Here is a 26,940-nt window from a genome sequence, read left to right as displayed (position 1 = left end):
GAAATATAGCAATATATAACATCATCAATTTATAATTTTTTTTTTTAAAGAATTGCTTTGAATATATTATTCGGCCTTAATTTTGAATTATATCTTTAATAAAGAAAAAAACATATACTTTAATAAAGAATAAATAATACATGAGATTCGAAATACATGAATTATGAACAACTACATATTACTTTTTGATTGTAAAATAGGGTAGGGGAGGGGAGTTCAAATAGACCATTAACACCCCATTCCTATTACAAATAACCTTAAAATTTTGGCGATATTTTCAATCAATTGAATTTTTCTTCGTAAATTTGCAAGTTATAAAGGGTTATAGAGATGCCTACGAAGCGAGAATCGAAGAAAGAGCAGGGTAGGGGAGAGTCACTAATCGTCCCTATGACTGTTATTATGATGCGCCAGGGTTATGACTACTGGCAGAACAAAGTATTGCTCGCTATCATTGATAAATTACAGCCTTATATTCGTGAAGGGCTTCAGATAGATTTGTTTGGAATTCAGGAGGACATTATTCTGTCTATCCGCTATAAGGATTTAGGTATTCGCAGAGCAGATTATTCTAAGTTCCGTTCCCGCTTGGCTACGCTTTCTCTCATTCCTGTTATTATTCCAAGCACGCTCAATAATGAGTCTTATCATCGCTATCATCGCCTTGGTACTGTGTTCTTCGAAGAGGGAGATAGTAAGGACTTCATGATCCAGTTGGATAAAGATGTGGTACATCATATCATATCAAAGGAGTATGGATATTGTGAATTGAGTAAAGATGCTTTCCTGGCGTGTAAGTCACGATACAGCCAGCAGATCTATCTTATGCTTGCCAGTTGGAGAAATGAAGTTGAACATAGGATTCCATTAAAGGAATTAGAGGCACAGATGAATCAAGATGGTAATAGCCTGGAGTTGAGTCGTACATCTTCAAAGAAAGCTCAGCCAGCACCCACGATTCAAAACATTCTCAATGATGTCAAATCTGAACTCGACGCACTGAAAGCAGAAAATAAAAGTGACCTTTCCTTCACCTATGAAGAGGGTGGGGGAGAGGTCACCTTCAAGATACTGGTTTGAAGCCTTATTGCCTAATTGTGTAGGTGCATCGTAACACCTTCCATGTTGCTTTCGTAGCTATCGATGATACAGTTCTCGCGCGTACTACGAACTCCCTTTCTTAGACCGGCTTTCTGCATATCTTTCAAGTTCATGAAATTTGATTTTCTCGGACCTGAAATACGTGTAAGTGACGGACAACCACTAAACACGTTATACACTATATTCTTCAATGTCTTTGGGAAGACGACGGTTATCAGATTATCGTTATGCCCCAACGCACTATCATCGACATTTACAACTCCTTCAGGAACGATAAAAACCTCCAGCCGGCAGTCGTAAAAACATTCTGCTGGAATGCGGTCGATATTTTGTGACAGCTTCACTTTCTTCACCCCAGAGCAATGGAAAGCGCCGTCACCCATAACGGTAACAGAATCTGGTATAGATACAGATCTAAGATGTGCGCGATGACTCATAGCACCATTGGCGATAGCCTTTACACCTTCAAGAATCTCAAGTTCTTCTGGATAGTCTTCTGTCACTGCTCCATAGAATATGACGTTATCCTTGCTGTAGAGAATACCTTTAACCACTTTGAAGTATGGTGACAGACATTCGAACTTGTCAAGCAACAATTGATTGGTGGCGATAGGATTCACAGGCGCGATATGTCGCACGTTCCTTGGGATGGTGAGTGCCGTCAGTCTTGTGTTGCCAAAGGCATTACATCCGATGGCCAGCAGTGAATCGGGTAACTTGATGCTTTCCAGCCCGCTAAAGCAAAACGCTCCGTCGCAGATGACCTCCACGCCCTCTGGAACCTCGTAGTGTTTCAGTTGACGGACAGTATCGAGCAGCCGTTTTCCATCAGGGCTATACATAACACCATAATCATCAATAATGGCGTGAAACTTTTCATCATCGCTTGCATAAGTACAGATGCACTTATGGTTCATATAGGTTCTGGCACTAAAATTGATGATAGTGCCAGTCTCGTTATATCTATTCATCATTCAATCTTTTTACCTATCTGTTACCTATTTTGTTCTTTCATTAGGACATCGTTCCAGTCCTTATATCCGTCAGGAGCTATCCATTCCTCCACCTTATTCTTATAAAGTCCTGTCATGGCCCGGAAGGTGTCGATATCCAAGAGGACTGCTGCAATTTGCATATTACGATTGCCGATCTTGAAGTTCACGATGCCGTTCTTCACCTCGCATTTCAGGTCGTCCATCTTCCATTGTCCTTCGAGCAATGCTATCATCCGACATCCATACAAACGTCCCTGCAGATCATTGTCAAAGCAGTCGACGGCTGTAGCTCTGGCGAAATAATCCATTGTTCCCTTCACTTGCAAGTCAGAGAAACTGCCACCTGTCGATGCAAATACGCATTGCTCCAGATACAGCTCTTCCTGTTTCTGCTGATAGAAGGCCATCGCATCGAGCGCACTTTCGAAGAAGAACACCTTTCTCACTCTGCTGGGTCTGCCACCAGAGAAGTCTGCAAGCCATAATCCGCTCCGGCTATTCGTTCCCTCGGCCTTTCCTTTGAAGCCGCCGAATCCTCTCAGTTCGTAACCAGCAATGCAGTTACTCCTGGGCACTCTGTAAGGGAATCCGATATTAGTAGGGTAGGGGGCACCGTCTGGCATCTGGCCTTTGTTCTTCACCAGTTCGATAAACTCAGCGAAGTCCTCGACCGTTTCATGTGTAATTCCTCGGCCAGTGAAGAATCCCATCATATCGTCGATATGCTCTTTCCCTGACAGTCGTTCCCATTGTGCCAGATCAAACTCCTTTGCCTCACGAATACCGTTGTCATCGAGCCACTGATCCAATTCGTAGTCTTCAAACAAATCTTGCTCTGAGGTATCTGCAGATGCCTTCTCCTTCTTTCTTTGTTCTTTCTCCTCCTCAATGTTCATCAACTTCGCCAAGACCTTCGTCACTGTGTCCGTCTCGTTGCGTCCTACCACACCAAACTGGTTCAGGTTCTCCTTGATGAACGTAATCAGGTCTCCTTTCCCGCCGTCGCGCCTCCAGTACCCCTGTTCCTCTGATTTCTTGGGGTTGGTGATGATCACGCGGTCTATCTCCTTGCCGTGTTCATCGCGCAGCACGAAGTTTGGACTGATTTTTCCCTTCGACTTGTCGAACTTGTAGCCCCAGTCCCTTAGTATGCTGATGATACTTACTTTCTTCTTTGCTTCCTTATAATCAATCATACTATTCCTCTTTTCGCTTTTCACTGACATTGAATCCACCTTCCGACAGCAGGTCAATACCTATTGTATATTCTTTATTACCGCTTTTCACTGTAACCTGTTTCCCTTCACGTATCTGGTCACGTAATTCACGGTCTATCTTCACTCCAAAAATGTCTTCAGGAATATTCTGCCCAATACGATCTGCTTTCTCATACAGCAGGCAGTTGGTCTCTCTATCTAATTGCACGAAATATCTGTTCCTGCTGCCACCGATGTTCAGCTCCGTGTAGATTACACCTTGCTCCTGTATCTTTTCCAGGTCATTCTTCGACAGCTTTAATTCATCCGATTTCACTTCATCGTTGCGGTAGTAAACCTTCATTTCTACGCTGCCGTCAGGGTTCTTCTGCATCCTCAGTCGGCCAACTCTTTCTATAGTTTTGCCTTCACCGTTTTCTGCTTTTAGCGTCACGTCAATGGTTTTGCCTTGCGTCAGTCGGTTCATGTCCTTCCACGAAAGGTTCCAAAACTCGCACTCTGAGATGCCGAACTTCTCAAACTGCGGTTGAAGATTGTTTGTGACCAAATGAGATTTGCTCATTAAATTTTATTTATATGAAAAAACTCCCAAATTTGCGTGCAAAGATAGCAGAAAAATTTCATGTTACTGTAATAAACCTCGTAATATTATCATTTCTTAACAATTCGAGAATATGGATTATTGAAATGCTCATGGGCATAGGGAAGCTGCATTCTACAATATTCTAACAGCAAAGTTGGATAATTATAGCCTACTATTGAAGATGATTTATTAGAAGGACTACAAAAGAAAAGAGTGCTTATAACTGGCCAAATCAATGCATCTTTGCCGCCATTTGGCCATATATAGACATATCGACAGCGATCCGAATGGGAGGGTGCCTAAAAACTCTATTTATCATAACAATAATTATGCGCAATTTCTAAGACGTCGATTTTCGGCTTTACAACTTTCACCGAGAACCACAATTATGATAAATAGAGTGTAAGCAGAACACCTAAAAGAATAGCGTTTATTCCGCTAAACATCGTCACAATTATGGTGCTGTAGCGAAATAAACGCATTCATGTTACTCTGGCTCAGACTTACAGAAGTCTATAGTGTTGTTGATGATTTCCTCGCACTTTTGACTGTATTCTCCAGAAATCTTTCGGAGTTCCTCCAATGCGAATCGACGGCGATTGTCGAGAACGATATCCCGGACTTTGTCATTAGAGAAACGGTGACGTTCATCATTCAGGCTGTAGTCATCGCCTGGTTGGAGCAGATAATTGATGTTGATCCTGTCACGGAAATAACAGAGCACATCAAGCAACACTGATGCATAGACCATACCGCCATTCTCGAATTTAGACAGAATCGCCTGGTTCATATCCAAATCCTGTGCCAACTGTTTCTGCGTGATTCCTAACTCCTGCCGAATGAGTTTCAGCCGGGGACCTATTTCTGCTATTGTTACTTTACCATCCTTCATACCTTCTTTATATTAGGATAGCCCGTTGCACCATTCACAGGCTGGTTCTTAGTTAAAAAGCGTGGTGCCATACAGATTCCTAATTAGGCATCGCCAAACACCCGTGTTAAAATCCGACGCACCACGCATGAGATATAATGAATCCTTGAGGATACAATAATCCCATCTGGCGCATCTTTCTGTCTAACACTTATGTCTAGGGAAATTGGCGATTTCTTTAGGACATCAGAATGCGCTTTTGCTCATGCAAATATTCGCTTTAAACGAAATTATGCCATATTGCGAGTGCAAATATACAACAAATATTTCATTTAAACGAAAAATTATACTGTTTTTTTATGGTTATCTGTGCAAATCCATTTGTTGCACACAGATTAATCCACAAAATCGAGCTGATTATGTAGATTGTACCTCCCTAATCATAGTCACAAGTTGGTGCTCCAGCTCTTGCATGAAGTCATGAAGCGAATAGCTTCCTCGTTCTATCTGGCGCAGTTTGTGTTCCCACTGGCCAGTGAGTTCAGGACTCTTCAAAAGAGTCGAATGAATCTGTACTATCAGATTTCGACCTGCTTGATTCGAAATCAGATTGCGATGATCACGACGAACATAGTCACGCTTCACCAATGTTTCAATGATAGAGGCACGACTTGATGGGCGGCCAATGCCGTTTTCCTTCATGGCCTCTTTCAAGGTCTCGTCCTCGACGAACTTTCCGGCTGTTTCCATTGCCTGAAGGAGCGAGGCCTCAGTATAATGTTTGGGTGCAGCTGTCATCTTCTTCTCGATGGAAGGAGTGTGCTGACCTGACTCGCCAATCCTGAATGACGGGAGGGTTACCTTCCCATTGCTCTGACTGTCATCGTCTATAAGTTCCTTACCATAAACAGCACGCCAACCTTCGAAGAGGATGGTACGACCTGTGACCTTGAACGTAAGAGAACCAGCATTGGCCAAGACAGTTGTATTGGCATATTCGCAAGCCGGATAGAACCCCGCACAAAAGCGACGGACTACTAAGTCATAGACTTTATGCTCAAAGTCATTGAGGGTGCCAAGGTTTCGAGTGTCACCAGTCGGGATGATAGCATGATGATCTGTCACCTTACTGTTGTCGAACACCCGCTTGCTCTTTGGCGGCTGATGGCCTACCAAAGGTCGTGCTCCAGCACACACATCCGTCAGATTGGCGATAATGCCAGGACACTTGGGATAGATATCATCCGTCAGGAAACGGGTATCGACACGCGGATAGCTGGTCAGTTTCTTCTCATACAGGCTCTGCAGATTCTTCAACGTCGTATCGGCAGAGAATCCGAACTTCTTGTTGCAATCGACCTGAAGCGACGTGAGGTCATAGAGCTGTGGCGGTTGTTCACTGCTGCGTTTCTCCAGCACATCTTTTATAATTAAAGGACTGCGACGGGCAACGGCCAAGGCTTCTTCAGCAGCTTGCTGAGTCTTGAACGAACTGTTGGTAAACACCGTATCGCGGTATTTCGTAGTCAACGTCCAGTAAGGTTTTGGCACGAAATGCTCAATCTCATTGTCACGAGCAACAATCATCGCCAATGTCGGAGTCTGCACACGCCCAACACTAAGCAGCTGTTTGTACTGACCATACCTGAGAGTATAAAGTCTGGTGCAGTTCATACCCAACAGCCAGTCACCCTCGGCGCGAGCCAGTCCTGCCTCGAAGAGCGAGTCATAATTGCTCTGAGGTTTCAAATTCTGGAATCCCTGACGAATGGCTTCTTCTGTCAGCGACGAAATCCATAATCTCTTGACGGGACACTTCACTCCCGCGAGCTGCATCACCCACCGTTGGATGAGTTCACCCTCCTGACCGGCATCACCGCAGTTAACTATGTTATCGGCCTTCTTATACAGATCCTTGATGACCTTGAACTGTTTCTTAATGCCTGGGTTATTGATAAGTTCAACCTCATACTGAGGTGGAATCATCGGCAACACGGACATGCTCCACTTCTTCCACTGAGGATAATACTTATCCGGCGATTTCAGTTCACACAAGTGACCGAAAGTCCACGTTACCTGATAACCATTACCTTCGTAATAGCCATCTTTCTTCGTTCTCGCTCCCAATACCTTGGCGACCTCCAAGGCCACCGAAGGTTTCTCACAAATACATACTATCATATCGTTTTTTCCTGCAAAGGAACTGCAAACCGATGGAACATCAGCCTTACGAAATTATCATTCCTGGTTTAACAATTCAGATTGGATTTCATTCGTGAATTGTTAATTCACGCAAGAAAACTGAAACAGCAGGCCAGAGCCAGCAGATTGTTGTAGTTTTGCGCCGCGAAAGCGATAAAGAAACAAACAGCGAAATGAAACAGAGAAATCCACAATGGAAACGCCACCTTATTATATTAATAGGTGCAGCGATGATTGCAGGTCTGACGGCTTGCAACAGTAAGAAACAGAAGTTCGAGTTCGACCACGCACAGGAGGCCATAGCCGCCTGTCATCAGGAGTTGGCGACAGTCAAGGACCAGAAGGATGCCACCATCGACGAACTGGTGGCCCGCATCAACATCTGGCAGGAACTGCAGGACTCGACACTCACCCTGATGGTGCGGGATTCCACACTCCAGAACGATGCCCGACTCGCCTCGGAGTTCTTTGCCGTAACCGACAGCTTCAGGATGGTTATCACCCGTCTGGCACTTGCCAAGCAGCGCTCGATGGCCGACGTAGTAAAACTGAAGGTAGGCACCTCTGCCAGTCGCAAGGCCATGCTGACCTCCGATGAATTCCGTTCGGCGCGTCAGTATTACCTTGACTTCAACCGCCGCATCCTCCAGAGCGCCGAGACATGCCGTAACGACATCAAGGCCCAGAAACCGTTGGATGCCAAACAGTCGGCCAACTACCGATGGCTGCTCATTCAGCCTTTCCCTTCAACTCATTCAGAGCCGCAGGAGTAGCATCATCATACTCACCAATGCCACAAGCCTTACATGCAGCCACAACCCTCTGTTCGGCAGTCTCAACAGACTTGTCTTTATCAAAAGCCTCTTTGGAGGTCTGATAATTCTTAGCCGCTGTCTTTACCTCGGCCTCCAACCTATTTCTCTCATCTACCAGTTTCTTGTACGCTGTCTCTGCTTCATTGAATGCATCACTGAGGCCACGAACAAGTTTGGCCAGTTCATCTTCATGAGGCAGTTCACTCTTGATTTCTGTCGGCAAACAGGACAGATGTCGCCTATATGTAGTTTTTGGCGCAATGTCTTGGCAAACTTGTTGATGGTGTCGCTCTGCTTGTCAAGCATCTCCTTACGGTCCTCCATCTTCACCTTGGCATCATGGATCTGTGGTTCCATCAGCTCCAAGGCTTTCTGTTTCTTCTCTGTTTCGACACGGGTTCCTTCAAGAGACGCTGAAGTTTCTTGTTTGCGTTTCCTTTCTTTGTCAAGCAAGTCTATACGGTCGAAAGCGATGCCAATGTTTTGGATCAGTTCTTTGTTCTTGTCACGCTGTGTACGCAACCCACCAAGATTGAGTGCAACAAGAGCTTTTTCCTGTTCGTTTATCTCTGCCTCTTGTTTTCTATAGGTCTCTTGTGCCTCTTTCAAGATCTCTTGGGCCTTGTCAAATGCAGGTTTCAGTTCTTCCGTCAGGGCCTTGTTTTCGTTAGCGATAGCCGTTTGGCTCGCTGCAATCTTCTTCCGGCCATCAGCAATCGTGCTCATATAGCCAGCAATAGTTTGGCCATTCTCATAAACCTTGTGCTTGTCCTTCTCAGTCTCAATAAGAGCAGTTATGGCCTTGATGTCCGCCTCCGTCTGTTGCTTCTCCTGCTCTGAAAAGGCATACCCGCTAAGCACACCGACATAATCCGATTCCAATGCTGACAGAGCCTTCTGCTGTTGTACCTTGCTGCTTTCAGCACCTTTCTTCGCTGTCAACCAGCTGCGGGCATCAATTGTGGTGTTCCATTGCCTGACCAACAACTCCTTTGTCTTGAAGTCATCACTGTCCACTACAGACTGAGCCTGTTTGTGCTCTTCGGTAGCCTTGTCGATGGCCTTTGCTAGGTCCCAATCAGTTTTTATCCACTGGAGTTTGGCTCTGTCCACATCGACACTATCCTTGAGAACTTTATACTGTGCATCAATGCCTGCAATTTCTTCTTTTTTGGCAGCGACCTCGCCATCTGAGAGCGTTCGAATACCCTCCACCTGCTGCTTGGCATCTTTCCACAATTGTTCCTTCTGGCCTGTCACTTCAAAAACCTTCTTACCGACCTTCGCATAGATATCCACGCCGGTTATTTTCTCCAGGATAGCAGCTTTTTCATCATCCTTACTATTCAGGAACTTGGTAAATTCTCCCTGGGCCAGCAACGTGGTACGGCAGAACTGGTTGAAGTCGAGACCAATGGCAGCCTTCATCTCAGCCCTGATTTGAACGTCTTTATCGATGGTGTAGCCCGTATCGAGATTCTTCAGACTCCACGATTTTCCTTGAAGATTACCCGTGGGTTTGTTCCTGGAGCGCCATACCTTCCATTGTGCTTCATAGTGAATGGCATTGCTGCCAGTAAAGGTCAGAGAAACATACGCTTCTCCAGTATTTCTGCGCATCAGCTGGCGGGTGTCGTCTAATTCCAGTTTACTATCCACATCCTTGGTTTTTCCTTGCATCTGCGTGTTCTCCAGTCTTGGAGTGTCGGCAAAGAGTGCCAGACAGATAGCATCCAGAATTGTTGATTTACCCGCACCTGTTTTACCCGTTATCAGGAATACCTCACTGCCAGCCAATGGCTGTGCCTCGAAGTCAATGACGGCATCCTCAATAGATGCAATATTGTGTATGATCAGTTTTTGTAACTTCATCGTGACGGTCCTCCTTCATTTAATCATTACGTGATTCTTCGGCCACCATATCCATGACCTCATTAAACATAGTCTGCATCTCCTCATCGAAACTGATGCCCTCGTATTCTGCATAACGTCTGGCAATCTCGATGGGTTTCTCCTCCTGGAACTCTTGTACGGTCAATACCTGTACATCGTCTTGTCTGACAGCCTTTCTCTTGGCATTGATACAGCAGAACCGACATTGTTTCCCCTCCGCTAGGCTTGCGGCTTCAGCGTTGGCTTCTACAGGCAGGAAATCCTCAATCTCCACGTTCAGACGTATATAGGCAGGAATATCGTCAGGGAATTTACTCAATAGTTCCTTTGCCTCTTCCCACGTAGCCAGTCCGTCAGTCGGCAGCGTCACCAGAGGATGCGGGTTCTGAATCTCAATCTCCTTGACCGCTGGTGTCTCTCCATGCTGGCCTATCTCCACGATACTCACTGAGTGAGTGAAATTCTCGTCGAAGCTGACAGGCAGCGGGGTGCCGCTGTATCGCACGTTGTGCTCCCACTATGTACGAACTGCTCATGGTGAATGTGTCCGAGAGCCAGATAGTCGTAACCCTCTCCCATTTCTTCAAGTTCCAGTGAGTCGATACCGCCTACCGTATATTCCGTTGCATGGTCATGTCCCGTAAAGTCACAGCCTTTCACAGTCGTATGGGCTGTCATCACCACAGGAAGATTCTCGGTATTCTTTTCTGCTACTCTATCCAGCAACTGTTGGAAGAAACCTTCAGGGATGTTTCGTTCATTGGCATATGGAACAGCAACAATCCACCCTTTTCCAGACACTTCGATGATATGCTCATCCAGGTCTTCCTTTTCCAGTTGACCGATGGCATACACTTTCAGCGCTTTCCAGGGAGTCTGGAATATCTCGTGCTTTGTACCGCTATCGTGGTTGCCAGCAGTCATCACTATCGTCATCTGAGGGTTTGCCTCATGAATTCTTACGAGTCCGTCAGACAGCATGGTTTGTACTGCAGCCGATGGCTGTGGCGTATGATAAACATCTCCACACAATAGGAACACATCAGGCTCCTGCTCTTCTACGATGCTAACCATCTGTTCAAGCATAGCCTGTTGCTCTTCCGCCCTATCATAGTTGTATAACGTATGACCAAGATGCCAGTCGCTAGTATGTAATATCTTCATATACTGATGAGTTTGCAATTATGGTGCAAATATACGAAAAAACTTTGAGAAGAAATAGTACCTATACCTATAAACTTACAATGTGATTGCAATTTAATCGCTAATTTTGCAGCGTCTTACTAAATATTGATTGATAATGATAGCAGATTACAACACGATGCCTCACATGTTCTGGGAGTGCAACCGCCTGTATTTTGACCACCAGTTGCGAACGCCCAAGTTCGGTCTCATGCATTCCTATCGTACCCTGGGGAAGTTCGCATATCAATGGGGAGAAAAGAACAAGCCGGTCAAAAAGCGTCACATGGCGATTCTTATGTCCGACTACTTCGATTTCGATGAAGAGACATTCAGGAACATCATGGTTCATGAGATGATTCACTACTATCTGTATCTTAATGATCCCAGTGAATGTTCTGCCTTTAGCCATTTCCTTCGTTTATTTGGTTTTAAGAGTTCTGACCATGGCCCTGAGTTTATGGCGATGGCTCAGAAGTTGAACGAGCAATATGGGCTGAACATCACTGTGACCTACGATGCTTCGTCCATCCCATTAGCGCCCAATGCTCCACACTAATCATTGTGACGTTAAAGAGAGCACTGTGTGTTATACGTATAAATAAAAAGCCTATCCCAATTATAATTCGTAATTTTGCACCACGAAACAAATAGTAGTAACAGTATTAAATATAATGTGTATGCAAAAAGTAGAGAAGAAGTTGCCCAAGGCAACAGCCGAGATTGTAAGAGAGTATGATGAACTGCAGCAGAAGCTGAACGGTCTTGACCCTTCATGGTCTGACGAAGAGGTGAAAGCAGCATCTGAGCGACTGTATGAGTTGGAAAACAACTACGACTGGTTCAACGTCGAGTTCACTGACTCTGCAACAGGGAAGAAGGGGCTGAAGACTGTTTCTGGTGAGGTGATTGCCCCTGCGCTTTATGACGGGTTCAATGAATTCCATAGCTATACCTTCGCCCCTCATTCGCCTGTAATTGCCATCAAGGATGGTAAGTGTGGCATTGTCAAGGGTGATGGTTCTGGGTTGCAGCTCTGCGATTTTAAGTTCGACTTCATTCAGTCCCTCCCTTTCTGTACGCTTTTCGTGGCTCGTTGGGACGGGGAGAAGGAACGTTTCGGTATCATAGCAGGCAATGGTGAGATTATCTGCCCCAACATTCTGACAGGTGTAAGTGAGGCTGTCAACGGTATCATGTCTATTGAGAGTGGTGACAAGTGTGGTGTCATTGATATCGATACCTATCAGTGCGTACTCCCTGAGTATGATGACCTGGAAATGGATGCCGAGGCAGACATTGTCTTCGTCAAGGGAGATAAGAGAGGCTATGTCACTGAGGATAAGGGTGAGTTCGTTACTGTCGAGCAGTATGAGACCGACGAGAACTTCATCGATGTGCCAGTATTCGCAACTCGTCTGCCTTGATACTACGCTTTCCCAGCCCAGGCCAGATGAGGTTTGGGCTGGGGGTGTTTGTTATAGGTATAAATAGATGGTCAATTCAAAAAGCTTTTCGTACCTTTGCACCATCAAACAATAAATGTTAGTATATGGCAAACTTTTTTGAGATTAAGATTCCTGTAAGAAAAGATGAGGGTTGGAATGAATGGGCCAAAGAGATGCGGTCAAAGATCAAGGCTGCAGGAATTCCTGTCAGATGGCAAATGTTCCATTACCACATGACCCTATTGTTCCTCGACGATGACAACTGGATAGAGGATCTAAACCAAGAATTTGAACAGTGCATGTCTGTGTTCTACTCTTTTCCAATAACTATCGATAAACTGGATGCCTTCACTACAGGTGACGGTGCCAGCCATATCATTTACTTAACATCTTCTCAGGTTCCGTCACAGATTCTTACTCTTGCAGAGGATGCCAGAACGCTGGCTGATAGTATGAATGCGAACTACGACAAACGTCCATTTAAGCCCCACGTAACGTTGAGCCGGGTTCCAGCCGACAAGGTTTCGCTGGAACAACTGCAATCAGTCCTTCATAGAATAGAACAACCTGTGTTCAGATGTGTTCTCAATGAGGTGGAACATCGTTATTTCAAGGGTGATATAATTAAAACTTGGAAACTCAAATATTAAAAACTTCAGAATTATGTCAAGACAAACTTTAAGAGACCGTAACCAGCATGTCATTGGTTACATCGACGTAGAATTCAGTGGACGCCAGTGCCTGCGTGATAGTAACAACCACGTCCTTGGCTATTATGAGCCAGGGCGCAACCAGACTCTCGACTCCAACTACCATGTCATTGGTAATGGAAACATCCTCACAACTCTCCTATAAGAGGTGATAACTCGGTAACAATACAGGTGAATATCATTGAAATAACAGGATCAAATTATAGGGAGTATCAGTCTCTCGATATTGTGGCTTTTTCCTTTGCCTATGAGGGGGCAATGGGAGAAATGGGTGCCATCTATATTATTGATAGGGATGGGAAGATATACCATGCTAACTATTGTCAAGGAGATGAACGTATCGATCCAAGCCACATCAATGATATCATTCCTGTATTTAAGGACATCTCGTGGCGTATGTTTGATTGTCTGTCAAATAATCCTGATTGGAAACCTGTCGACCTGTTCGCTGGGAATAATCTTCTGATGATTAATGAAATCTATGATGATTTTATGAAGAAGGTTCAAGAAGCAAACTTAGAACACCCCAGCAGATTATTTCAACGATGGCCCGGATTTGTATTGTGCTTGCTTGGGAAAGAGCGTGGAAGCCTTACCATGAAGGATATATGGAATCTTAGGAGAGCCCAGAGAGGATAATTCCTAACAAAAGCCTATTCTTTGACAGGTAACCACACAGATGCTTTTGGCCTGTAGTTAGCGATTTCTTTCTGGGCCGGGAGGCAGTCCAGATATACCTGAAGCGAGTTGGGCAGCTCAATCTGCGATGAATCAAGTGATATTGTTGTAACTGCAGACCTTCCTCCAGTACTTCTTAGCTTAAAAGTTTCAAACTCTTCATTGGTCAAACAGCAGGCCTTAATGGCCCTGTTTGCTCCACTAAAGGCGTTGGAATATCTATAGGGGTTATATGAGCAATAACCGAGTGTTTGGAATTGCTCTACTCTACGCATGCTTTGCGCATTTTCATCTTCTGCATAGATGAATTCGTCAATCCATTCCTCGTACGATTTAGTGTCCACTCTGACATCACTTGCCATATCCGACAGGTCATCGCGCATATAACTAAAATGCTTCGTCGTCAGTCCATTTACCGACTTCCCTTCGTGTCCTACCAACAGTGCCAGCAGGTATAAGAACTTATTCCTGCCTTGGAATCTGACAACACTTTCTTCGCCATCAGCATGATGCAAAACGACCTGGTATCGCTCCCCCTTATGACTGTCCTCTCTTACTTCTACGTAGCAATCAACGGTGTCACTATATCTTCTTTCTCCGATTCCTGAATAACCTTACCGAGGAATTTCTCTGCAGTTTCTTCAGGTTTCTCCTCATTGGTATAACCTAATCTGTCGGCCATACGAAGCAATCTTATGGCCTCTCCTGTATTTTTGTCAGTGCCGCTTCCGGAATAGTACAATGTTGCCAACAGATAATATGCTTTGGCGTAAAGAGGTAGATCTTCTTCGTCCAAGGGATTCCTCAGGAACATGTGGCCATTCTCGTCCTCACGTATGACCATTGTTACCAGATTCTCTCTGAAACTCTCTTCGTCACTACATACAGATACCAGAATCTGATGCGCTTTACCATAGTCGATAGCTGTCCCCCAACCTTCAATCAGACTTTCTGCCATAGACACTTTCGACTGAAGATCTCCCATGTCTGATCCTTTTCGATAGAGTTCAAATGCTTTCTTCACATCCTTATCCAGGCCAAGTCCCTTCCTGTAACAGTCGCCCAATGGTCCGTATGCCGATCTCTCACCATTCTCACAACTCTTTTTCAGCCAAGAGGCGGCTTTCGTGTAGTTCTGCTCGACGCCATCCCCTTTCATATACATCTCGCCAAGCACTTCCTGACTGTTGGGATAACCTAGATTTGCAGCTTTGGTATGATATGCAACCGCTTTATCATAGTCTTGTTTTACACCTCGTCCCAAATAGTAATAATTGGCCACATTGCCCATTGCCTCCAAATGCATCCTTTCAGCTGCCTGAGAATACCAGTAAAAAGCCTTTTCATAGTTCTGACCGACGCCAATGCCAAAAGCATACAGATTACCAATGTTGTTCTGAGCATGGTCAAATCCGTTCTTTGCTGATTTCTCATACCATTCTGCTGCTTGCGTATAGTCTTTGTTAATACCGATCAATGGCATTCCTGAGAAATAAAAATTGCCCAGTCTGAATTGTGCTTCGCTGTTATCTTCAGTAACGGCCTTTTCATAATAGAAATCGTATGCTTCTTGGTCTAAAGCTTTTGCTTTCTCGAGGTCTTTCTCAACAACAAGACCTTCTTCATAGAACGTGGAAAGCAGCAACTTCGATGTGTGGTCACCTAACTCGGCACCTTTTTTGTAATATTGGAATGACTTTTCCAAATCTTTCTCAACATACTCACCTACGAAATACAAATCGCCAAGTTCCACAAAAGCAGTAGGATATTCCTCTTCGGCAGCCTTCTCTAACCAGTATAATGCTTTCTCGATGTTCTGGCTTACGCCATAGCCTCGTTCATAGTTCAGACCGGTATCGTACATGGCCCTTTCAATACCAGCTTTAGCGGCCTTTTCAGTATAAAAAGCAGACTTCTGGATATCTGTATCTACGCCGTGTCCCCAGAAATAGCACATACCCAAATTGTCCATGCAATAAGGTTCTCCAGCTTTAGCTCCTTTTTGATAATAGTCAAAGGCACGCTTATAGTTCTTTTCTACTCCGTTTCCTTCAAAATAGAGGTTTCCCAAATCGCAATAAGCCTCTATTTCTCCTTCTTCAAGAGCTTTCTCCAGATACTCTTTTGCTTGTGCATAGTTTTCTTTTTCCATGCACTCCAAAGCCTTATCATACCATTCTAATTCAGCCATAACTTCATTTTTCCTGCAAAAATAACTAAAAAATCTCATATTCTGAGGAATTTTTTGTATTTTTGCAGAAAATTGTGAGATATGGCCAAAAAGGAAACTACAAAACCGAAAAAAGATAGCGAACTCGACGATTCCATCCCTTTAAGGGTTTCTCATGGAGAAAGGGCAGATATTGGAGTCGCTCGTGGTATAAGAGCTTGTAGAGATGACAAGCCTGAATCACCTCGAAAAAGAAGAATTCCGAAAGTAGAGGATGATGTTACATTAGACAACAAACCAGATTTCGGCTTTGTACTAGACCGCGCTCCTCATAGGAACCCTGACGTTGCTACAGCAGCTCGTTTGAAGAAAATGGTAGAAAGAATGGAAGTGAAGAAGAAAAAGGATGATGACATAAGGTAATAAAGAATCTATTTATAACATAAAATTACGACAATGAATAACAACGAAGATTTAAAGCTCCATTCTATATTGGATGAAAATATAGGGAAATTTGGATTCGCAGATGAAGCAGGGAATGTTGTTATTCCTTGCAAATGGAGAGACGTTGGAGAATTCTCAGAGGGTTTGGCACTGGTAGCTGATGATGAGATGAATTATGGTTACATCGACAAAATAGGAAAGGTCGTTATACCTTGTAAGTGGGCCGATGCATGGGAATTTGATAACGGCATAGCTCGTGTGTTTGATGAAAACTTCGACGATTTTCTCATTGATAAGTCAGGTAATATAATAGATGATATGGAAGAACTATCAGAAATGAGTTTTTCTGATGGGTACGAACTGGCTGAAAAGGAGTACAGCAAACTGACAACACCTCCTCAGACCAGCGAGGAATGGGTGGCATTCTTCCATCATGTTATTCGAGGTCATTCTGACTTACAAGGAATCAGCGGTGTCGCAGCCTTTATTACGTCAGAGGAAATAAAGGCAATTAATGTTGGCCAGTTTAGTAAAGAATTAAAATCGCTGGGAAAAGTGGCAGAACAATACGGCCACGACACTCGAATGGTCGACTGTTTGTTGCCGCGTCCAGATGATTATGAAGAGAATGGGCCGGTCGTTGAGATTCCTAAGGATCTCCGTCCAGACTATCATTATGACTCAATTTTCGATGAAGGAACTGGCAAATTAGGAAGAATATACATGCAAGAGGTTGGGATGCACATGTATCTTCCCCACTGCGACATCTATGATGTAGATGACCCCGACACAATCATTTGTGAAGGTGATCAACTTGATAGTACATCTGTAAAAATATCAGAACTTTTGTCCGTCCTTCAGGGAATCCTTGACCCCGAAAAGGAGAATCAGAAATTAGCTCAGGCAATAGAACGATGCAGACAATATGAAAATGGCGGTTCTCCCCTTCCTGCACTACTGAAGAAATATGGAATAGGTGTGGTTAACCTTTCCTCGAATGGCTGGCATCGTGTCAACTATCAAAATATACATGCAGAGGCACTATATGTGGAACTCGATGAGGATAATCATCTTCAAGTCGTGTTGCAGCCTGAGCCATATGGCGATGATTTTGACAATCCATTCGACGCAACCGAGACCGGCTTCGGGGAACTCTCTGATTTCATAAAAGAAGCTCTCAATAGAGCACGCAATACTCAAAGAGTAAAATAGATGATTTGAATTCTCACTTAAATACTTTGCTTATGTTTATACCGTGTATGTGTTGTGGAAAGGAACTGCCAGACAATTGGTCTTGGTGGGTATGTGATACTTGTGGCTATCGTGTCTGCCCTTCATGTTTCCCCAGTTATAAATGCCCGAAGTGTACTTGGGGCCATATGAAAAGAACATAGGATTAACAAGAATGCCGGGTCAATATGACTCGGCGTTCTTGTTTAAAATACATCTTCGGTTTCTTTCGAAATCTCCCAATACACATTTATTGGATCTGCAAAATCTGGCTCATTTTTCTTAACCAGATCGTTCAATGCATTAATGGCAGGAGTATTTATTCTCTCAAACAGTTCGTCATGTCCATCCCATTTCGAATCCCAACTGTTAAGATGACTCCCATTATCAAACCACACCTGATACAGTTCCTCATAGGATACGTCTTCAAGTTCTATTTCAAACCAATACCTGTGACATACGTTCGCATCACCTGCTTCGAGCAGCCAGTCAACCCAAAATTTCACTTTCTTCATATTTTCTCATTTTGCAAGTTATAATCTTTATTGAACTCTATGCGTCGCGGGTTATATGTAACCTTAAACATGGGTATTTGACCAAAAATCAGAGTGACAAAAGATGATGCTTGGGTGTGAAACTCATTTCTAAGGTCTACTGCTTCTGCAAATCCATAGTGCCGAATCCGATCTACAATCCACTTGAACCAGTCCTTCTTCACCCTTGATTGATTGCCTTTCTCCGATTCTTTAAGAATATATGCATCTGTCACTTGTATCACCTTATTCCCAAAACCTTGTGTGTTCACAAATGACTGTCCTTCTAATGGGCGGATAAACGTATCCCATATGTAGTCAATAGTTATTTCATTAGGAATCGCATTCTCTTCGAGTTTCTCATCCAATTCCATATGATTCACTTCATACCACTCTATTCCCAACTTTTCTGCTGCAAGAAGCGCCTCAGAGGTTCTTTTCCCGCTATACAAGAAAAAAGCGCCCTGACAATCGAAATATGCCATCACACCATAAAGTTCCATCACATCCTTCCGGGATATCTTGGTTTTTGATGTTCCATACATCTTCACTTGACCAACATATTTTACACCATCTTTTTCGCAAAACACATCGGCACCCCAATCGGCAACGCCTCGGGTGACATCAATGTTCACATAGCCCATGCCTTCTAAGACTTTGGCAGAACACAATTCAAAACTTCTATATCGTTTCACTATATAGCACTATGACTGGTTATAACCCATTTAAGTGACGATGTATCCGTCGGCACAAATTCATTCTTCCAAATAAGTTACTGAGAATGCTCTACATCTTCTTAGTTCTTGTCGCTGATTGGACAGCGAGAATCTGTCAAACTTCTCGAATATATCAATACCGCGACTTAGCACCATACGCCATCCATTATCCAGTTTAATACACCTGTCGTGATCTGCATCGAATGCATATGTAAACTCAATATTATATCTTGCGAGATCATCTTGAATTTGATCAAGATTGTCTATAAGATTAGGACGTTTTTCATCCGTTTCATAGGTATGTAGCTCAATCTCTAGTCCTTCAAGCTCTGTTGTCGACTCGATAAAAGTACGTATCAGGTCAACCAGATTGTCGATTTGGAATACTGCACGTATATAAGGGTCAATGATGGTCATCTTTTTGGCTGTACGCATATAGTCACCAAAGAGTGACTTGTAACTGACACCTTTTTGGTTTTCCCTGATGTCAATATGCTTGGAAGTAAGTTTGGGCTCTTCTTTAACTGGCTCAGGAGCAGGAGCTTCTTCAGGCTCAGTTTCTGGTTCTGGTGTAGATTCACCAGAATACTTAATTATAATATTGGGATTCTCCAACCGCTCCAATGTTTCCACCTGTACTTTCTGGCCATTTGGTTTTGTGTATTCAAATTGGGCGATTCCTTGCTCTACGAAAGTTGCATCAATAATATATATTTGGTCTTTTACACGTTTACGACATTCTGTAGCATAGTCAATAATTTCGTATGCTTCTTCATCCGTGAACTTCCCATCAGGATAGAGCAACTTTATGAAGCCAGAGAAAGTCTTGTTGATTCCTTCCATGTCACGTTGCGACAACGTCTTGCTGAAATCTGCATATTGCGAAATGAGCTGAGAGTAATCTACTTTGCGCAGTTCGTGTAATACAGCAGCAATATAATCAGTAATCAATCCATAGTCTTGTGAGAAAGAAGATTTCTTTAGAATGCTTACCTCCCATCCCGGATTATATAAGTGAATACGGTCAAGGAACGCACTCTTTATGAAAGAGTTAGGTATTGACTCAAACAAGTGTGAATTCCTGAGCATATAAGGAACAGTATGCTTGGTGTTACCAACAAAGCACATTGAGGCCGATGCTTCGTGTGTTCCCTTTCCTCGATTAAACTTCTTATTAGCCAGATAATTCTGCATTATGTCAATAAGTTTGCCGTCAGTTGCCGTTCCTTTTTGTTGTTCAAACTCGTCCCATGCCACAACATCCCAGTAGCCCACAAGTCCAATAATTTCTTTATTGCCGCTCATCTTTACGAAAAGACGGGCACTTGTCACATCGCCACCACTAACTAATACACCGTATGGAGAAAGTTCCTGGTAAATATGGCTCTTACCTGTTCCCTTGGGGCCAAGTTCCATCAAGTTAAAGTTGTTCTCAACATGCGGGAGCAGACGACTCAAGCAGATAAACTTCTCTCTTCTGTTCATAACGTCAGGATTCAGTCCGACAGTATGTATCAGGAAATCAATCCATTCATCTGTAGAGAACTTTTGCCTTTGTGCGATGTAATCCTGTACATCAATGTTGGATATTTGAATGGGTTTCAATGTTTGAATCTCCCATCTCACCTTGATGTTCTCACCAGGAATATAGCCTACAGTTACAATACACCACACGCCATTACCGCTGAGCAATTTGGGATTCTGCTTTACATATTGTGCACCTATGGGAACGTGGGAGATACCCAAATTGGCAAAGCTGGCATGATACTCGTCATCACGTTCGCTTAATTGAACGCTTATGTTGTCAATAATGCGGTAACGGCCTTGATCGTGAATCAGGCCTTTTATCATTTCTGCATCTTGCCGCTGGACATAGTTGTTGGTGATGACTTCCTTCACTTTTTCCAGTCCCTGTTTAATCTGTTCCTGATCATCGCTGGCGCAATATTGTCCCAACAAATACTCGAGTACATACGTAGGAACTGGCAGGTTACCACGAACCAGAAAAGCTAAATCTTTACGGACAACCTTTCCTATAAAGGCATCCATTATCTTTTTTTGTAATTCCGTATTCATAGTTCTATCTTATTTAAAAGTCCATTTCATCATATATCCCAGACATACTGTTCCTAACATTTCTATTAATGATAGGATTCAGTGGGTCTTCTTTATCATAGACACGCAGTTCTATAACGTCCTTACTGCTTGGTATTGTTGTCAGTCTTATTGTCAACTCTTTCACTCTATCTTTCCAGTCCTCGCTCTTCATGTCCAAAGTCATTTCTTCGAGTTTTCCCAAAGGCTGACCATTGATATAGACACCATAACTGATGTCAAGTGCTCGAAGATTGGCATCCACTGGATCGTTTTGGAGTAATGCAAACTTAATAGCACTTGATACTAAAGTCAGATCATTATTACCTGTCAAGCTCACAGAAACTTTGCCTCGTCTTTCCCTTCTTACAAGTTTGCTATGGATCACTGGGGTGATAATCTCTTGTAGCGAGCCGCCTCCGTGTGCAAAATTATAGCCGCCTTGTCCATAAAGTCTATTTGTACCATTAGGCACTGCAATGTATACACCAGGATCTGTCATGCCAGAAACATTCTCTACCTTAAACTTCGTAATTCCTTGTACAGTCGAATCGCTCTCAGTCAAGTAATAGCGTGTTTTCTTATCTACATTATCTTCCTGGACTTGATGTTTGTCCTTCTCTTCAAACTTCTTGTCCTCAAACAAAAAACCGTGGTCAGAGGTGATATATACGTCAGCAACGTTATAGCTCATGTGAATGCTGTGCACCAAAGCAGCCAGATCTTTGATAGTTTCCCTACAGGCTTTTGTCATCTCGATAGCGCTTTGATCATGTCCTTCCTTGTCTATCTTATCATGCATGACATAGACAACTGGTTTCTTAAATAATTCGCGCATGTCTTTTTGACTCGACTCTGACACAAATTTATAGTCTTTGCAATCAGAATCGGGCTTGAATTGCGATAATTGTTGGCCTCGTTGCTCATTTGAGGTTAGTACCTTATCGTCAATGAGCAACTTTGCTCCATCCAATTTCAGTTCATGGTGAGGTAACAATGCCGTTTTGCAATAGGCCGTTTCAGTTGGCATCATTGCAATCTGACAGGAGAAGTCGATATTATGTTTGTTTTTCTCCATTTCTTTTATCAGTTCAGCCGCTACCTCATAGCGTAGGGCATCACTGACAATAACAACTTGCTTGTTGTCTGCAGGTTGAATTACGGTTTCGTAAAAGTTCTCCTGTCTCGGATAAGTAAGCACACTATATTTACCACCAAAATCGCGTAAACAATTAATCCACTCCTCATTTAATTCATGCTGCTTCCTCGTATAATGGAGATCCACTTCCTTTTTCAGACCTTCAATCTTTGCGTAAATCGGGCAGTCTACAACCTTAATGGCATAATAAGCTTCCAAATACTTACGATAATAGAAGTCCATCAGATAGAATGAATCAGTGTATCTCTTAATGTATTCATCTGGAGTGTTCAATCGTAGCGTACCCGTCTGATTTGCTGATACCAGATATTGGCTCATATTAAGAACTGCATCAATGGCTGTTAAAGCAGATGAATCTTCTGGGAGCTTGGCTCTGAGGTCCTGAAGCCTTTCTGTAGCACGGATGGCATCGCCGGGCAACAAGTCTGTTATAATTTGCAGAATGATAGGCCATACCAAAGCTGCCGTTACCATGCTGTACGGCTGGTCTGCACCATAAATCTTGATGATTTCCTCTTCCTTAATGCCACTTGCCAACTGCATGACAGTCTCAAAGAATGGCTCTCCCAGCTGGGCATCATTCCTAATATTTTCAATAAACTGATTAAAGCGTCCCTGTTCTATCTGGGTCTTTAGTTTATAGAACCGGTAGTTGTCGTGCTGATCTTCGCTAATGAACGACATAATACAGTTGTACTTGATGGATTCTGCAATCTTGCGAACTTTCTCTGTAGTATTCATCTCGCAAAGCTGACCAGTTATTTTTTCCAAATAATTCTGTAGGGATTCTGTAGCATCCATATTGCTCTGCAACTGCCGGAAGAATGTATCACGTTTCTTTTCCTCTCCTTTCTTACCTAGGCACACAACTCTTGCAATGATTCTATCCCAGTTGAGAATCTGCTTCTGGCCTAAGTACACAGAGATAAATCCACGGTTCATTATGTCTATACTGAAGTCCTGGGAATTGAAATATGGAGCAAGAACGTCGTTGAACTTCTTAAATTCAAAGTCCTTCATGTGGTTGCTTACATACACTTGTATCTCTTGTGTGCGCGGCAGATTATGCTGTTCGATAAAAGCAGCATAGCTTTCTTCACGAAATACAGAATTAGCCGTCAGAAGGTCTGCCAAATAGAACTGACTAAGAGTCGTTGAGTTGGTAGGTTCTATCATCCTGAATAGCAGTATCATTTTTTTATGTTGCCATTCATTCTCAACCTTGTATTTCAGGTTAAACCACGACTTACCGTCAAACTCATGATAGATATAATTATCTGGCCAGTCCTCGTTCTCCAGCTCATAGCAGAAATCTCCTCCTGGATCGAAAATGAACAGGATATGAAGCTGGGGATTGTTATTGAAATAACTATATATTTTATCTTGTATCATACGCTTTTAACTGATTGCTGCTAAAACATCACCAAATTTTGCATAGTTCACTTTCACACCGTCGTCAAGGTCGAACGCTATCTGCTGATTGGCCACATGATGAAGTCGCTCTTCGTAACTCAGGCATTCCTTCAAATTATCTTTCATTTTGATCAACTTTCGGGTTTCTGCAGGGCTAAGAGTACCTTCATTCTGCTCTAACTGATTGATACGCTGCTTCAGGTAGTCTATATAGCTAAGCAGATAGGTACGTACCTTTTCACAGCTATAAGCATCCATACGGTGCATGTAAACGACAACCTGGAAAGCAGGATTTCTATTGTTACTTTGGAACAACCAGTAAATAGGTCGCTTTTGATATCGAGCCAAATGGTCTTTCCAAAATACTGTCTGGAAGAACTTCTCCAAGGTCATTCCTAAGCATTCACGGATGTAATTCAGGTTTTCTGCTAGATGATCTTCTCCGAATACTGCGCCTACAAAATCCTTCATTCGACTAACTGCATTATCGGCAAACGGTGACTCTTCGTCCATCAAAGGAACGATACCATCGTCATCTATATCAAATGTCTTTCCATTCACCTCATAAGTAGCAAGTTCCTCAGCAGAAGGATTGGGATGTGCTATATTTAAGCCAGGCTTGTCCAAGCGATAGCGTCCCATCCAGCAGCCCATAGCATATGAAATAAATTGTTTGATAAGAACACTTTTATCCCATTGAACTTGTTCATTCTCAATCCTTATTTCTTTCTGCTGGAGAATTGAGATTTGATCAAGAGGTACATTAGGGATTAGTTCATTCTTAAGACCATAAATGTCGATGAGCTGACGGTTAAGTTCCTCCTCGTTATTATGGAGTTTTTGGAACAGATCTGACCACTTCTTAATGTAGCGATTAACTGTATCCTCTAATTTTCCACCATACTGTGTATATATTTGGATTAACTCATTTTCTCTAAAATCCCATGATGTTTCATGAGCATCCCAATCTTGTTTGGAGATTTTGAGACAGTCTTCTGCTAAAAACTTTAGAGAGTGGATGTCACAAAGATTGTTATAACAAAATGGTAGATCCTCAAAATTTCCTGGAGTAAAGTGAAGACCAGGATTTAATACTTTTTTAAAATATGGTGCTATACAAGAATTTGCAAAAGCAAGTAATAAATCTGTATATTTGTGATTATTAGGGAATGCCGCATTTGATGTGAATAAAAAGCCTTCAGGATAGTATCTAAAAGTGTTTGCACCAGTTGTTATATCCGACCATCCTATATGTTCGCGGAATATTTGGTCGAGATTAAAATTATGTGCCCATATTCTTTTTCCAGAAGGATCCAATGTGTTTTGCATCTCAAATCCATCATTGTACCAATTTATAATATCTGTTTGAAACCCATACCATTTACGGAAACCACCAGCACAGTTATAAGGGAACCATTTTAATTGCGAAGATTGCGCAGAAGTACGATTCATAAATCGCCCAATCTTAGAATAGTTAACCTCGTGCCATTTCCTTATGTAGTAATCGTTTCGACCTGTTGCTAAACCACAACGGGTAGTACACAACGATGATAGTTCTCTATTTGCGAAAGTAGATATCACGTTGTCATTCAACCAAAACCCAAAGACATTATTTGGAATAGAGTTGAATTTTTGTTGGTCTATGTTCTGGAATACCCCATGCTTATTTAAGAATAAGGCTTCTTTTTCGGAACAATTCTTACCTTCAATAAGTCGGAAATATGTTCCGCCAGTTGTACTAATATGCTTTGTTATTATGAATGATACACTTTGAACTCTTTCACCGTTTAATTCATCAAAAAGATGTGTACCAAGTTGTATTAATGAATCAATATGGTATTGATCTATAATTGTTGGACGCAAATTCTTAAATGCAGGAATAAACATCCAATTTTGCATATTAATCATTCCATATTTTGCATCATCTTTTAATCTTTCTATCGCGACGTCCATAAATACTGCAAATAAGTCAGCTTTAGTGTCTGGATAGTTGTCACCCACATAAGATTTCAAGAATGTATTCATATGGGTACTACCCATATATGGTGGATTCATACATATAGCAGAATAGTGCTCTGTAAGGGTCAACATAAGATCTATAGACTTGATAATCTCTGTTTCCGCATTCAAATCTTGTCGGTAAGAATTAACTACGGAAGATAACGCTTGACGAGAGGATTCAGAAAGTTTAAATTTCATAATTGATCCTAGCTCATTGGCATTCTCCATCAGTTTAAACGCATCTACAACTTCTTTTTTGATATCTGCATTGTAGTTAACAAATAACTTGTTAATTATTGGTAGAATGTTGATATATTTAACTGATGGCATGTCTAAAACTTGTGGCATTACCTCTGCATCCACAAAAGATTCGTCTTTCTGACAAGCTTTTAATAAGAGAGAAAAAGTAGATAGTTGTTTGGCACGTGTATCAAGGTCAATTCCCACAAGATTATATTTGAAAATGTTTTCTATAGCTGTCCTATTGTCATACCATTCTTCTTCATATAGACGAAATAGCAGCTCAAAGAATTCTGCTAATATGTGTCCAGAACCACTACTAAGATCAGCGCAGCGAAGATCTTCAATTCTTTCAAATTTGTAAATAGAAGCATTTTCAGCACTTTGCTGCACAAGATACTTTAATTCATTTTTTAAACCGGCGTCAGGATACTTGTCTAAATAGATTCGCCCTAACGTATTCTCAACCATATACTTTACAATCCAGTTTGGTGTAAATATCTGGGTGCCAGCCTCGACTTCCTCTACACTCCATTCACCATTGTTTTGATATGCTTCAACTTTGCGATCAGAGATATAGAATTGGTATAGCCATCCAATTAACTCTGTCTTTAAATAATCTTCATCTGTAATATAGGTGGAATTATTTAATAAATCTATAAATCCTCCTGAATTTAAGATATCATTAGGCAACAGCAGTTCTGTGTAGTCGTTAATGCGTCCGAAGATCTTACTTAGCAATGGTGTATCCTCACAGAATGCAGAGATAAGAATGGAGAATTGCTCGGTGGTCTTAGTATCGTCGAGCAACAGACGATCCAACTCTCCTCGCATGGCATCACTAACTCCATTTATAATACCATGACGGGCATCATGCACAATGGCCGGAGTGCGACTGTCATCTACGAAATCGAGCACATTACGAATCAGGTTTTTCTCTTGTTTCTGCAAAATACGTATGGCCACAAGGCGGTTGAACCAAGTATATGCCGCTTCCTCGCAGATGTTACTGATGCCTTTCTCGTTGATAGCACGTTGAAGGGCAGTCCATTGATAGTAGAAACTCTTTCCTGGGATAATGCGACCATTGAAGTTGGTGTCATTATAAGCCAAAACCGGCAGCTGTGCTAATGTCACCTGTCCCTGCTCATTGAAGCCAAGAGTCAACAGTTTATCTCGTACGCCTTGCAGTAATAATCTTCGAGCTGCAGTGGCAAATTTCTTTATCTCTGATGTATTCATATT

At 42.6% G+C, this 26,940-nt stretch carries 25 protein-coding genes; 9 read left to right on the top strand and 16 right to left on the bottom strand.

Features of this window, described 5'->3' with window-relative positions; translation table 11 throughout:
• Window positions 1–330 precede the first annotated feature (330 nt).
• Entirely contained in the window at window positions 331–1,080 is a 750-nt protein-coding gene (locus CIK89_RS00975) for a replication initiation protein (RefSeq protein ID WP_094389569.1), read from the top strand.
• 11 nt (window positions 1,081–1,091) lie between these two features.
• Here CIK89_RS00975 and CIK89_RS00970 read toward each other — a convergent pair whose 3' ends face one another.
• The 5 genes from CIK89_RS00970 to CIK89_RS00950 all read right to left on the bottom strand — a co-directional run bounded on the left by CIK89_RS00970 (window position 1,092) and on the right by CIK89_RS00950 (window position 6,948).
• Complete coding sequence (locus CIK89_RS00970; protein WP_094389568.1) at window positions 1,092–2,075, bottom strand: leucine-rich repeat domain-containing protein; 984 nt, start codon at window positions 2,073–2,075, stop codon at window positions 1,092–1,094.
• A gap of 20 nt (window positions 2,076–2,095) precedes the next feature.
• Window positions 2,096–3,292, bottom strand: coding sequence for a toprim domain-containing protein (locus CIK89_RS00965; protein ID WP_158214950.1), 1,197 nt, complete (start codon window positions 3,290–3,292; stop codon window positions 2,096–2,098).
• Window position 3,293: 1 nt separating this feature from the next.
• The gene (locus CIK89_RS00960) at window positions 3,294–3,875 is read right to left on the bottom strand and encodes a DUF4099 domain-containing protein (protein WP_094389566.1); all 582 of its coding nucleotides are present in this window, start codon (window positions 3,873–3,875) and stop codon (window positions 3,294–3,296) included.
• Window positions 3,876–4,383: 508 nt separating this feature from the next.
• Complete coding sequence (locus tag CIK89_RS00955) at window positions 4,384–4,788, bottom strand: helix-turn-helix domain-containing protein (protein WP_094389565.1); 405 nt, start codon at window positions 4,786–4,788, stop codon at window positions 4,384–4,386.
• A 396-nt stretch (window positions 4,789–5,184) separates the two neighbouring features.
• Window positions 5,185–6,948: a DNA topoisomerase 3 gene (locus tag CIK89_RS00950; RefSeq protein WP_094389564.1), complete on the bottom strand. Its 1,764-nt coding sequence runs from the start codon at window positions 6,946–6,948 to the stop codon at window positions 5,185–5,187.
• A 194-nt stretch (window positions 6,949–7,142) separates the two neighbouring features.
• On the opposite strand from CIK89_RS00950, the gene CIK89_RS00945 reads away from it, so the two are divergent.
• A complete protein-coding gene (locus CIK89_RS00945; protein WP_094389563.1) occupies window positions 7,143–7,742 on the top strand; it encodes a hypothetical protein in 600 nt (199 codons plus the stop codon).
• Here the strand turns inward: CIK89_RS00945 and CIK89_RS13275 are convergent.
• Genes CIK89_RS13275 through CIK89_RS13745 form a run of 4 tightly spaced genes read right to left on the bottom strand, consistent with a single transcriptional unit; the run spans window position 7,699 to window position 10,841 of the window.
• Entirely contained in the window at window positions 7,699–7,881 is a 183-nt protein-coding gene (locus CIK89_RS13275) for a hypothetical protein (RefSeq protein WP_144007319.1), read from the bottom strand. The genes CIK89_RS00945 and CIK89_RS13275 overlap by 44 nt on opposite strands.
• Before the next feature lie 14 nt (window positions 7,882–7,895).
• The gene (locus CIK89_RS00940; RefSeq protein WP_094389562.1) at window positions 7,896–9,656 is read right to left on the bottom strand and encodes an AAA family ATPase; all 1,761 of its coding nucleotides are present in this window, start codon (window positions 9,654–9,656) and stop codon (window positions 7,896–7,898) included.
• A 19-nt stretch (window positions 9,657–9,675) separates the two neighbouring features.
• Complete coding sequence (locus CIK89_RS13750; RefSeq protein ID WP_254046580.1) at window positions 9,676–10,182, bottom strand: exonuclease SbcCD subunit D C-terminal domain-containing protein; 507 nt, start codon at window positions 10,180–10,182, stop codon at window positions 9,676–9,678.
• The gene (locus CIK89_RS13745) at window positions 10,122–10,841 is read right to left on the bottom strand and encodes a DNA repair exonuclease (protein WP_254046579.1); all 720 of its coding nucleotides are present in this window, start codon (window positions 10,839–10,841) and stop codon (window positions 10,122–10,124) included. Before CIK89_RS13745 ends, CIK89_RS13750 begins: the two co-directional genes overlap by 61 nt.
• Window positions 10,842–10,977: 136 nt before the next feature.
• Between CIK89_RS13745 and CIK89_RS00930 the strand changes: the two genes are divergently transcribed.
• From CIK89_RS00930 to CIK89_RS00910, 5 genes are all read left to right on the top strand, one after another.
• The gene (locus tag CIK89_RS00930; protein WP_094389561.1) at window positions 10,978–11,418 is read left to right on the top strand and encodes a SprT-like domain-containing protein; all 441 of its coding nucleotides are present in this window, start codon (window positions 10,978–10,980) and stop codon (window positions 11,416–11,418) included.
• A gap of 121 nt (window positions 11,419–11,539) precedes the next feature.
• A complete protein-coding gene (locus tag CIK89_RS00925; protein ID WP_094389560.1) occupies window positions 11,540–12,286 on the top strand; it encodes a hypothetical protein in 747 nt (248 codons plus the stop codon).
• A 125-nt stretch (window positions 12,287–12,411) separates the two neighbouring features.
• The gene (locus CIK89_RS00920; RefSeq protein WP_094389559.1) at window positions 12,412–12,957 is read left to right on the top strand and encodes a 2'-5' RNA ligase family protein; all 546 of its coding nucleotides are present in this window, start codon (window positions 12,412–12,414) and stop codon (window positions 12,955–12,957) included.
• Window positions 12,958–12,970: 13 nt separating this feature from the next.
• Window positions 12,971–13,162: a hypothetical protein gene (locus CIK89_RS00915; protein ID WP_092069963.1), complete on the top strand. Its 192-nt coding sequence runs from the start codon at window positions 12,971–12,973 to the stop codon at window positions 13,160–13,162.
• A 26-nt stretch (window positions 13,163–13,188) separates the two neighbouring features.
• Complete coding sequence (locus tag CIK89_RS00910) at window positions 13,189–13,656, top strand: hypothetical protein (protein WP_144007317.1); 468 nt, start codon at window positions 13,189–13,191, stop codon at window positions 13,654–13,656.
• A gap of 14 nt (window positions 13,657–13,670) precedes the next feature.
• Here CIK89_RS00910 and CIK89_RS00905 read toward each other — a convergent pair whose 3' ends face one another.
• Both CIK89_RS00905 and CIK89_RS00900 read right to left on the bottom strand, forming a co-directional pair.
• The gene (locus CIK89_RS00905) at window positions 13,671–14,057 is read right to left on the bottom strand and encodes a hypothetical protein (protein ID WP_144007316.1); all 387 of its coding nucleotides are present in this window, start codon (window positions 14,055–14,057) and stop codon (window positions 13,671–13,673) included.
• Between the two features lie 197 nt (window positions 14,058–14,254).
• The gene (locus tag CIK89_RS00900) at window positions 14,255–15,886 is read right to left on the bottom strand and encodes a tetratricopeptide repeat protein (protein ID WP_158214949.1); all 1,632 of its coding nucleotides are present in this window, start codon (window positions 15,884–15,886) and stop codon (window positions 14,255–14,257) included.
• Window positions 15,887–15,967: 81 nt separating this feature from the next.
• Here CIK89_RS00900 and CIK89_RS00895 point away from each other — a divergent pair, with 81 nt between their 5' ends.
• Window positions 15,968–16,288 (top strand): hypothetical protein, encoded by a 321-nt coding sequence (locus CIK89_RS00895; protein ID WP_094389554.1) that lies wholly within the window; start codon window positions 15,968–15,970, stop codon window positions 16,286–16,288.
• A 33-nt stretch (window positions 16,289–16,321) separates the two neighbouring features.
• Window positions 16,322–17,521, top strand: a complete 1,200-nt coding sequence (locus tag CIK89_RS00890; protein ID WP_094389553.1) for a WG repeat-containing protein — start codon at window positions 16,322–16,324, stop codon at window positions 17,519–17,521.
• Window positions 17,522–17,745: 224 nt separating this feature from the next.
• Here the strand turns inward: CIK89_RS00890 and CIK89_RS00885 are convergent, their stop codons facing one another.
• From CIK89_RS00885 to pglX, 5 genes are read right to left on the bottom strand one after another with little or no spacing between them, the layout of a single operon-like run.
• Window positions 17,746–18,054, bottom strand: a complete 309-nt coding sequence (locus CIK89_RS00885; protein ID WP_094389552.1) for a hypothetical protein — start codon at window positions 18,052–18,054, stop codon at window positions 17,746–17,748.
• A complete protein-coding gene (locus CIK89_RS00880) occupies window positions 18,051–18,767 on the bottom strand; it encodes a restriction endonuclease (RefSeq protein WP_144007315.1) in 717 nt (238 codons plus the stop codon). The genes CIK89_RS00885 and CIK89_RS00880 overlap by 4 nt, the downstream gene beginning before the upstream one ends.
• Window positions 18,768–18,827: 60 nt before the next feature.
• Window positions 18,828–20,864 carry a BREX system Lon protease-like protein BrxL gene (brxL, locus tag CIK89_RS00875; protein ID WP_254046578.1) on the bottom strand — a complete coding sequence of 679 codons (2,037 nt, stop codon included), beginning with the start codon at window positions 20,862–20,864 and terminating at the stop codon, window positions 18,828–18,830.
• Window positions 20,865–20,877: 13 nt separating this feature from the next.
• On the bottom strand, window positions 20,878–23,433 hold the full coding sequence (locus tag CIK89_RS00870) for a PglZ domain-containing protein (RefSeq protein ID WP_094389549.1): 2,556 nt from the start codon (window positions 23,431–23,433) through the stop codon (window positions 20,878–20,880).
• Between the two features lie 6 nt (window positions 23,434–23,439).
• Window positions 23,440–26,937, bottom strand: coding sequence for a BREX-1 system adenine-specific DNA-methyltransferase PglX (pglX, locus tag CIK89_RS00865; RefSeq protein ID WP_094389548.1), 3,498 nt, complete (start codon window positions 26,935–26,937; stop codon window positions 23,440–23,442).
• Window positions 26,938–26,940 lie beyond the last annotated feature (3 nt).

Origin of the sequence: Prevotella sp. P4-119 (assembly GCF_002251345.1) — a bacterium.
Lineage (GTDB): Bacteria > Bacteroidota > Bacteroidia > Bacteroidales > Bacteroidaceae > Prevotella.
The sequence above is the reverse complement of the archived record's forward strand: the minus strand, read 5'-3'. Positions and strand labels throughout refer to the sequence as shown.

Excerpts from the sequence above, each read along its gene's own strand:
- CIK89_RS00890 (WP_094389553.1), top strand. The coding sequence starts at position 16,322 with ATGAATAACAACGAAGATTTAAAGCTCCATTCTATATTGGATGAAAAT.
- CIK89_RS00945 (WP_094389563.1), top strand. The coding sequence starts at position 7,143 with ATGAAACAGAGAAATCCACAATGGAAACGCCACCTTATTATATTAATA.
- CIK89_RS00895 (WP_094389554.1), top strand. The coding sequence starts at position 15,968 with ATGGCCAAAAAGGAAACTACAAAACCGAAAAAAGATAGCGAACTCGAC.
- CIK89_RS00970 (WP_094389568.1), bottom strand. The coding sequence starts at position 2,075 with ATGATGAATAGATATAACGAGACTGGCACTATCATCAATTTTAGTGCC.
- CIK89_RS00905 (WP_144007316.1), bottom strand. The coding sequence starts at position 14,057 with ATGGCAAGTGATGTCAGAGTGGACACTAAATCGTACGAGGAATGGATT.
- CIK89_RS00930 (WP_094389561.1), top strand. The coding sequence starts at position 10,978 with ATGATAGCAGATTACAACACGATGCCTCACATGTTCTGGGAGTGCAAC.
- CIK89_RS13745 (WP_254046579.1), bottom strand. The coding sequence starts at position 10,841 with ATGAAGATATTACATACTAGCGACTGGCATCTTGGTCATACGTTATAC.
- pglX (WP_094389548.1), bottom strand. The coding sequence starts at position 26,937 with ATGAATACATCAGAGATAAAGAAATTTGCCACTGCAGCTCGAAGATTA.
- brxL (WP_254046578.1), bottom strand. The coding sequence starts at position 20,864 with ATGAATACGGAATTACAAAAAAAGATAATGGATGCCTTTATAGGAAAG.
- CIK89_RS00950 (WP_094389564.1), bottom strand. The coding sequence starts at position 6,948 with ATGATAGTATGTATTTGTGAGAAACCTTCGGTGGCCTTGGAGGTCGCC.
- CIK89_RS00870 (WP_094389549.1), bottom strand. The coding sequence starts at position 23,433 with ATGATACAAGATAAAATATATAGTTATTTCAATAACAATCCCCAGCTT.
- CIK89_RS00900 (WP_158214949.1), bottom strand. The coding sequence starts at position 15,886 with ATGGCTGAATTAGAATGGTATGATAAGGCTTTGGAGTGCATGGAAAAA.
- CIK89_RS00940 (WP_094389562.1), bottom strand. The coding sequence starts at position 9,656 with ATGAAGTTACAAAAACTGATCATACACAATATTGCATCTATTGAGGAT.
- CIK89_RS00975 (WP_094389569.1), top strand. The coding sequence starts at position 331 with ATGCCTACGAAGCGAGAATCGAAGAAAGAGCAGGGTAGGGGAGAGTCA.
- CIK89_RS00915 (WP_092069963.1), top strand. The coding sequence starts at position 12,971 with ATGTCAAGACAAACTTTAAGAGACCGTAACCAGCATGTCATTGGTTAC.
- CIK89_RS00955 (WP_094389565.1), bottom strand. The coding sequence starts at position 4,788 with ATGAAGGATGGTAAAGTAACAATAGCAGAAATAGGTCCCCGGCTGAAA.
- CIK89_RS00965 (WP_158214950.1), bottom strand. The coding sequence starts at position 3,292 with ATGATTGATTATAAGGAAGCAAAGAAGAAAGTAAGTATCATCAGCATA.
- CIK89_RS00920 (WP_094389559.1), top strand. The coding sequence starts at position 12,412 with ATGGCAAACTTTTTTGAGATTAAGATTCCTGTAAGAAAAGATGAGGGT.
- CIK89_RS00960 (WP_094389566.1), bottom strand. The coding sequence starts at position 3,875 with ATGAGCAAATCTCATTTGGTCACAAACAATCTTCAACCGCAGTTTGAG.
- CIK89_RS00885 (WP_094389552.1), bottom strand. The coding sequence starts at position 18,054 with ATGAAGAAAGTGAAATTTTGGGTTGACTGGCTGCTCGAAGCAGGTGAT.
- CIK89_RS00925 (WP_094389560.1), top strand. The coding sequence starts at position 11,540 with ATGCAAAAAGTAGAGAAGAAGTTGCCCAAGGCAACAGCCGAGATTGTA.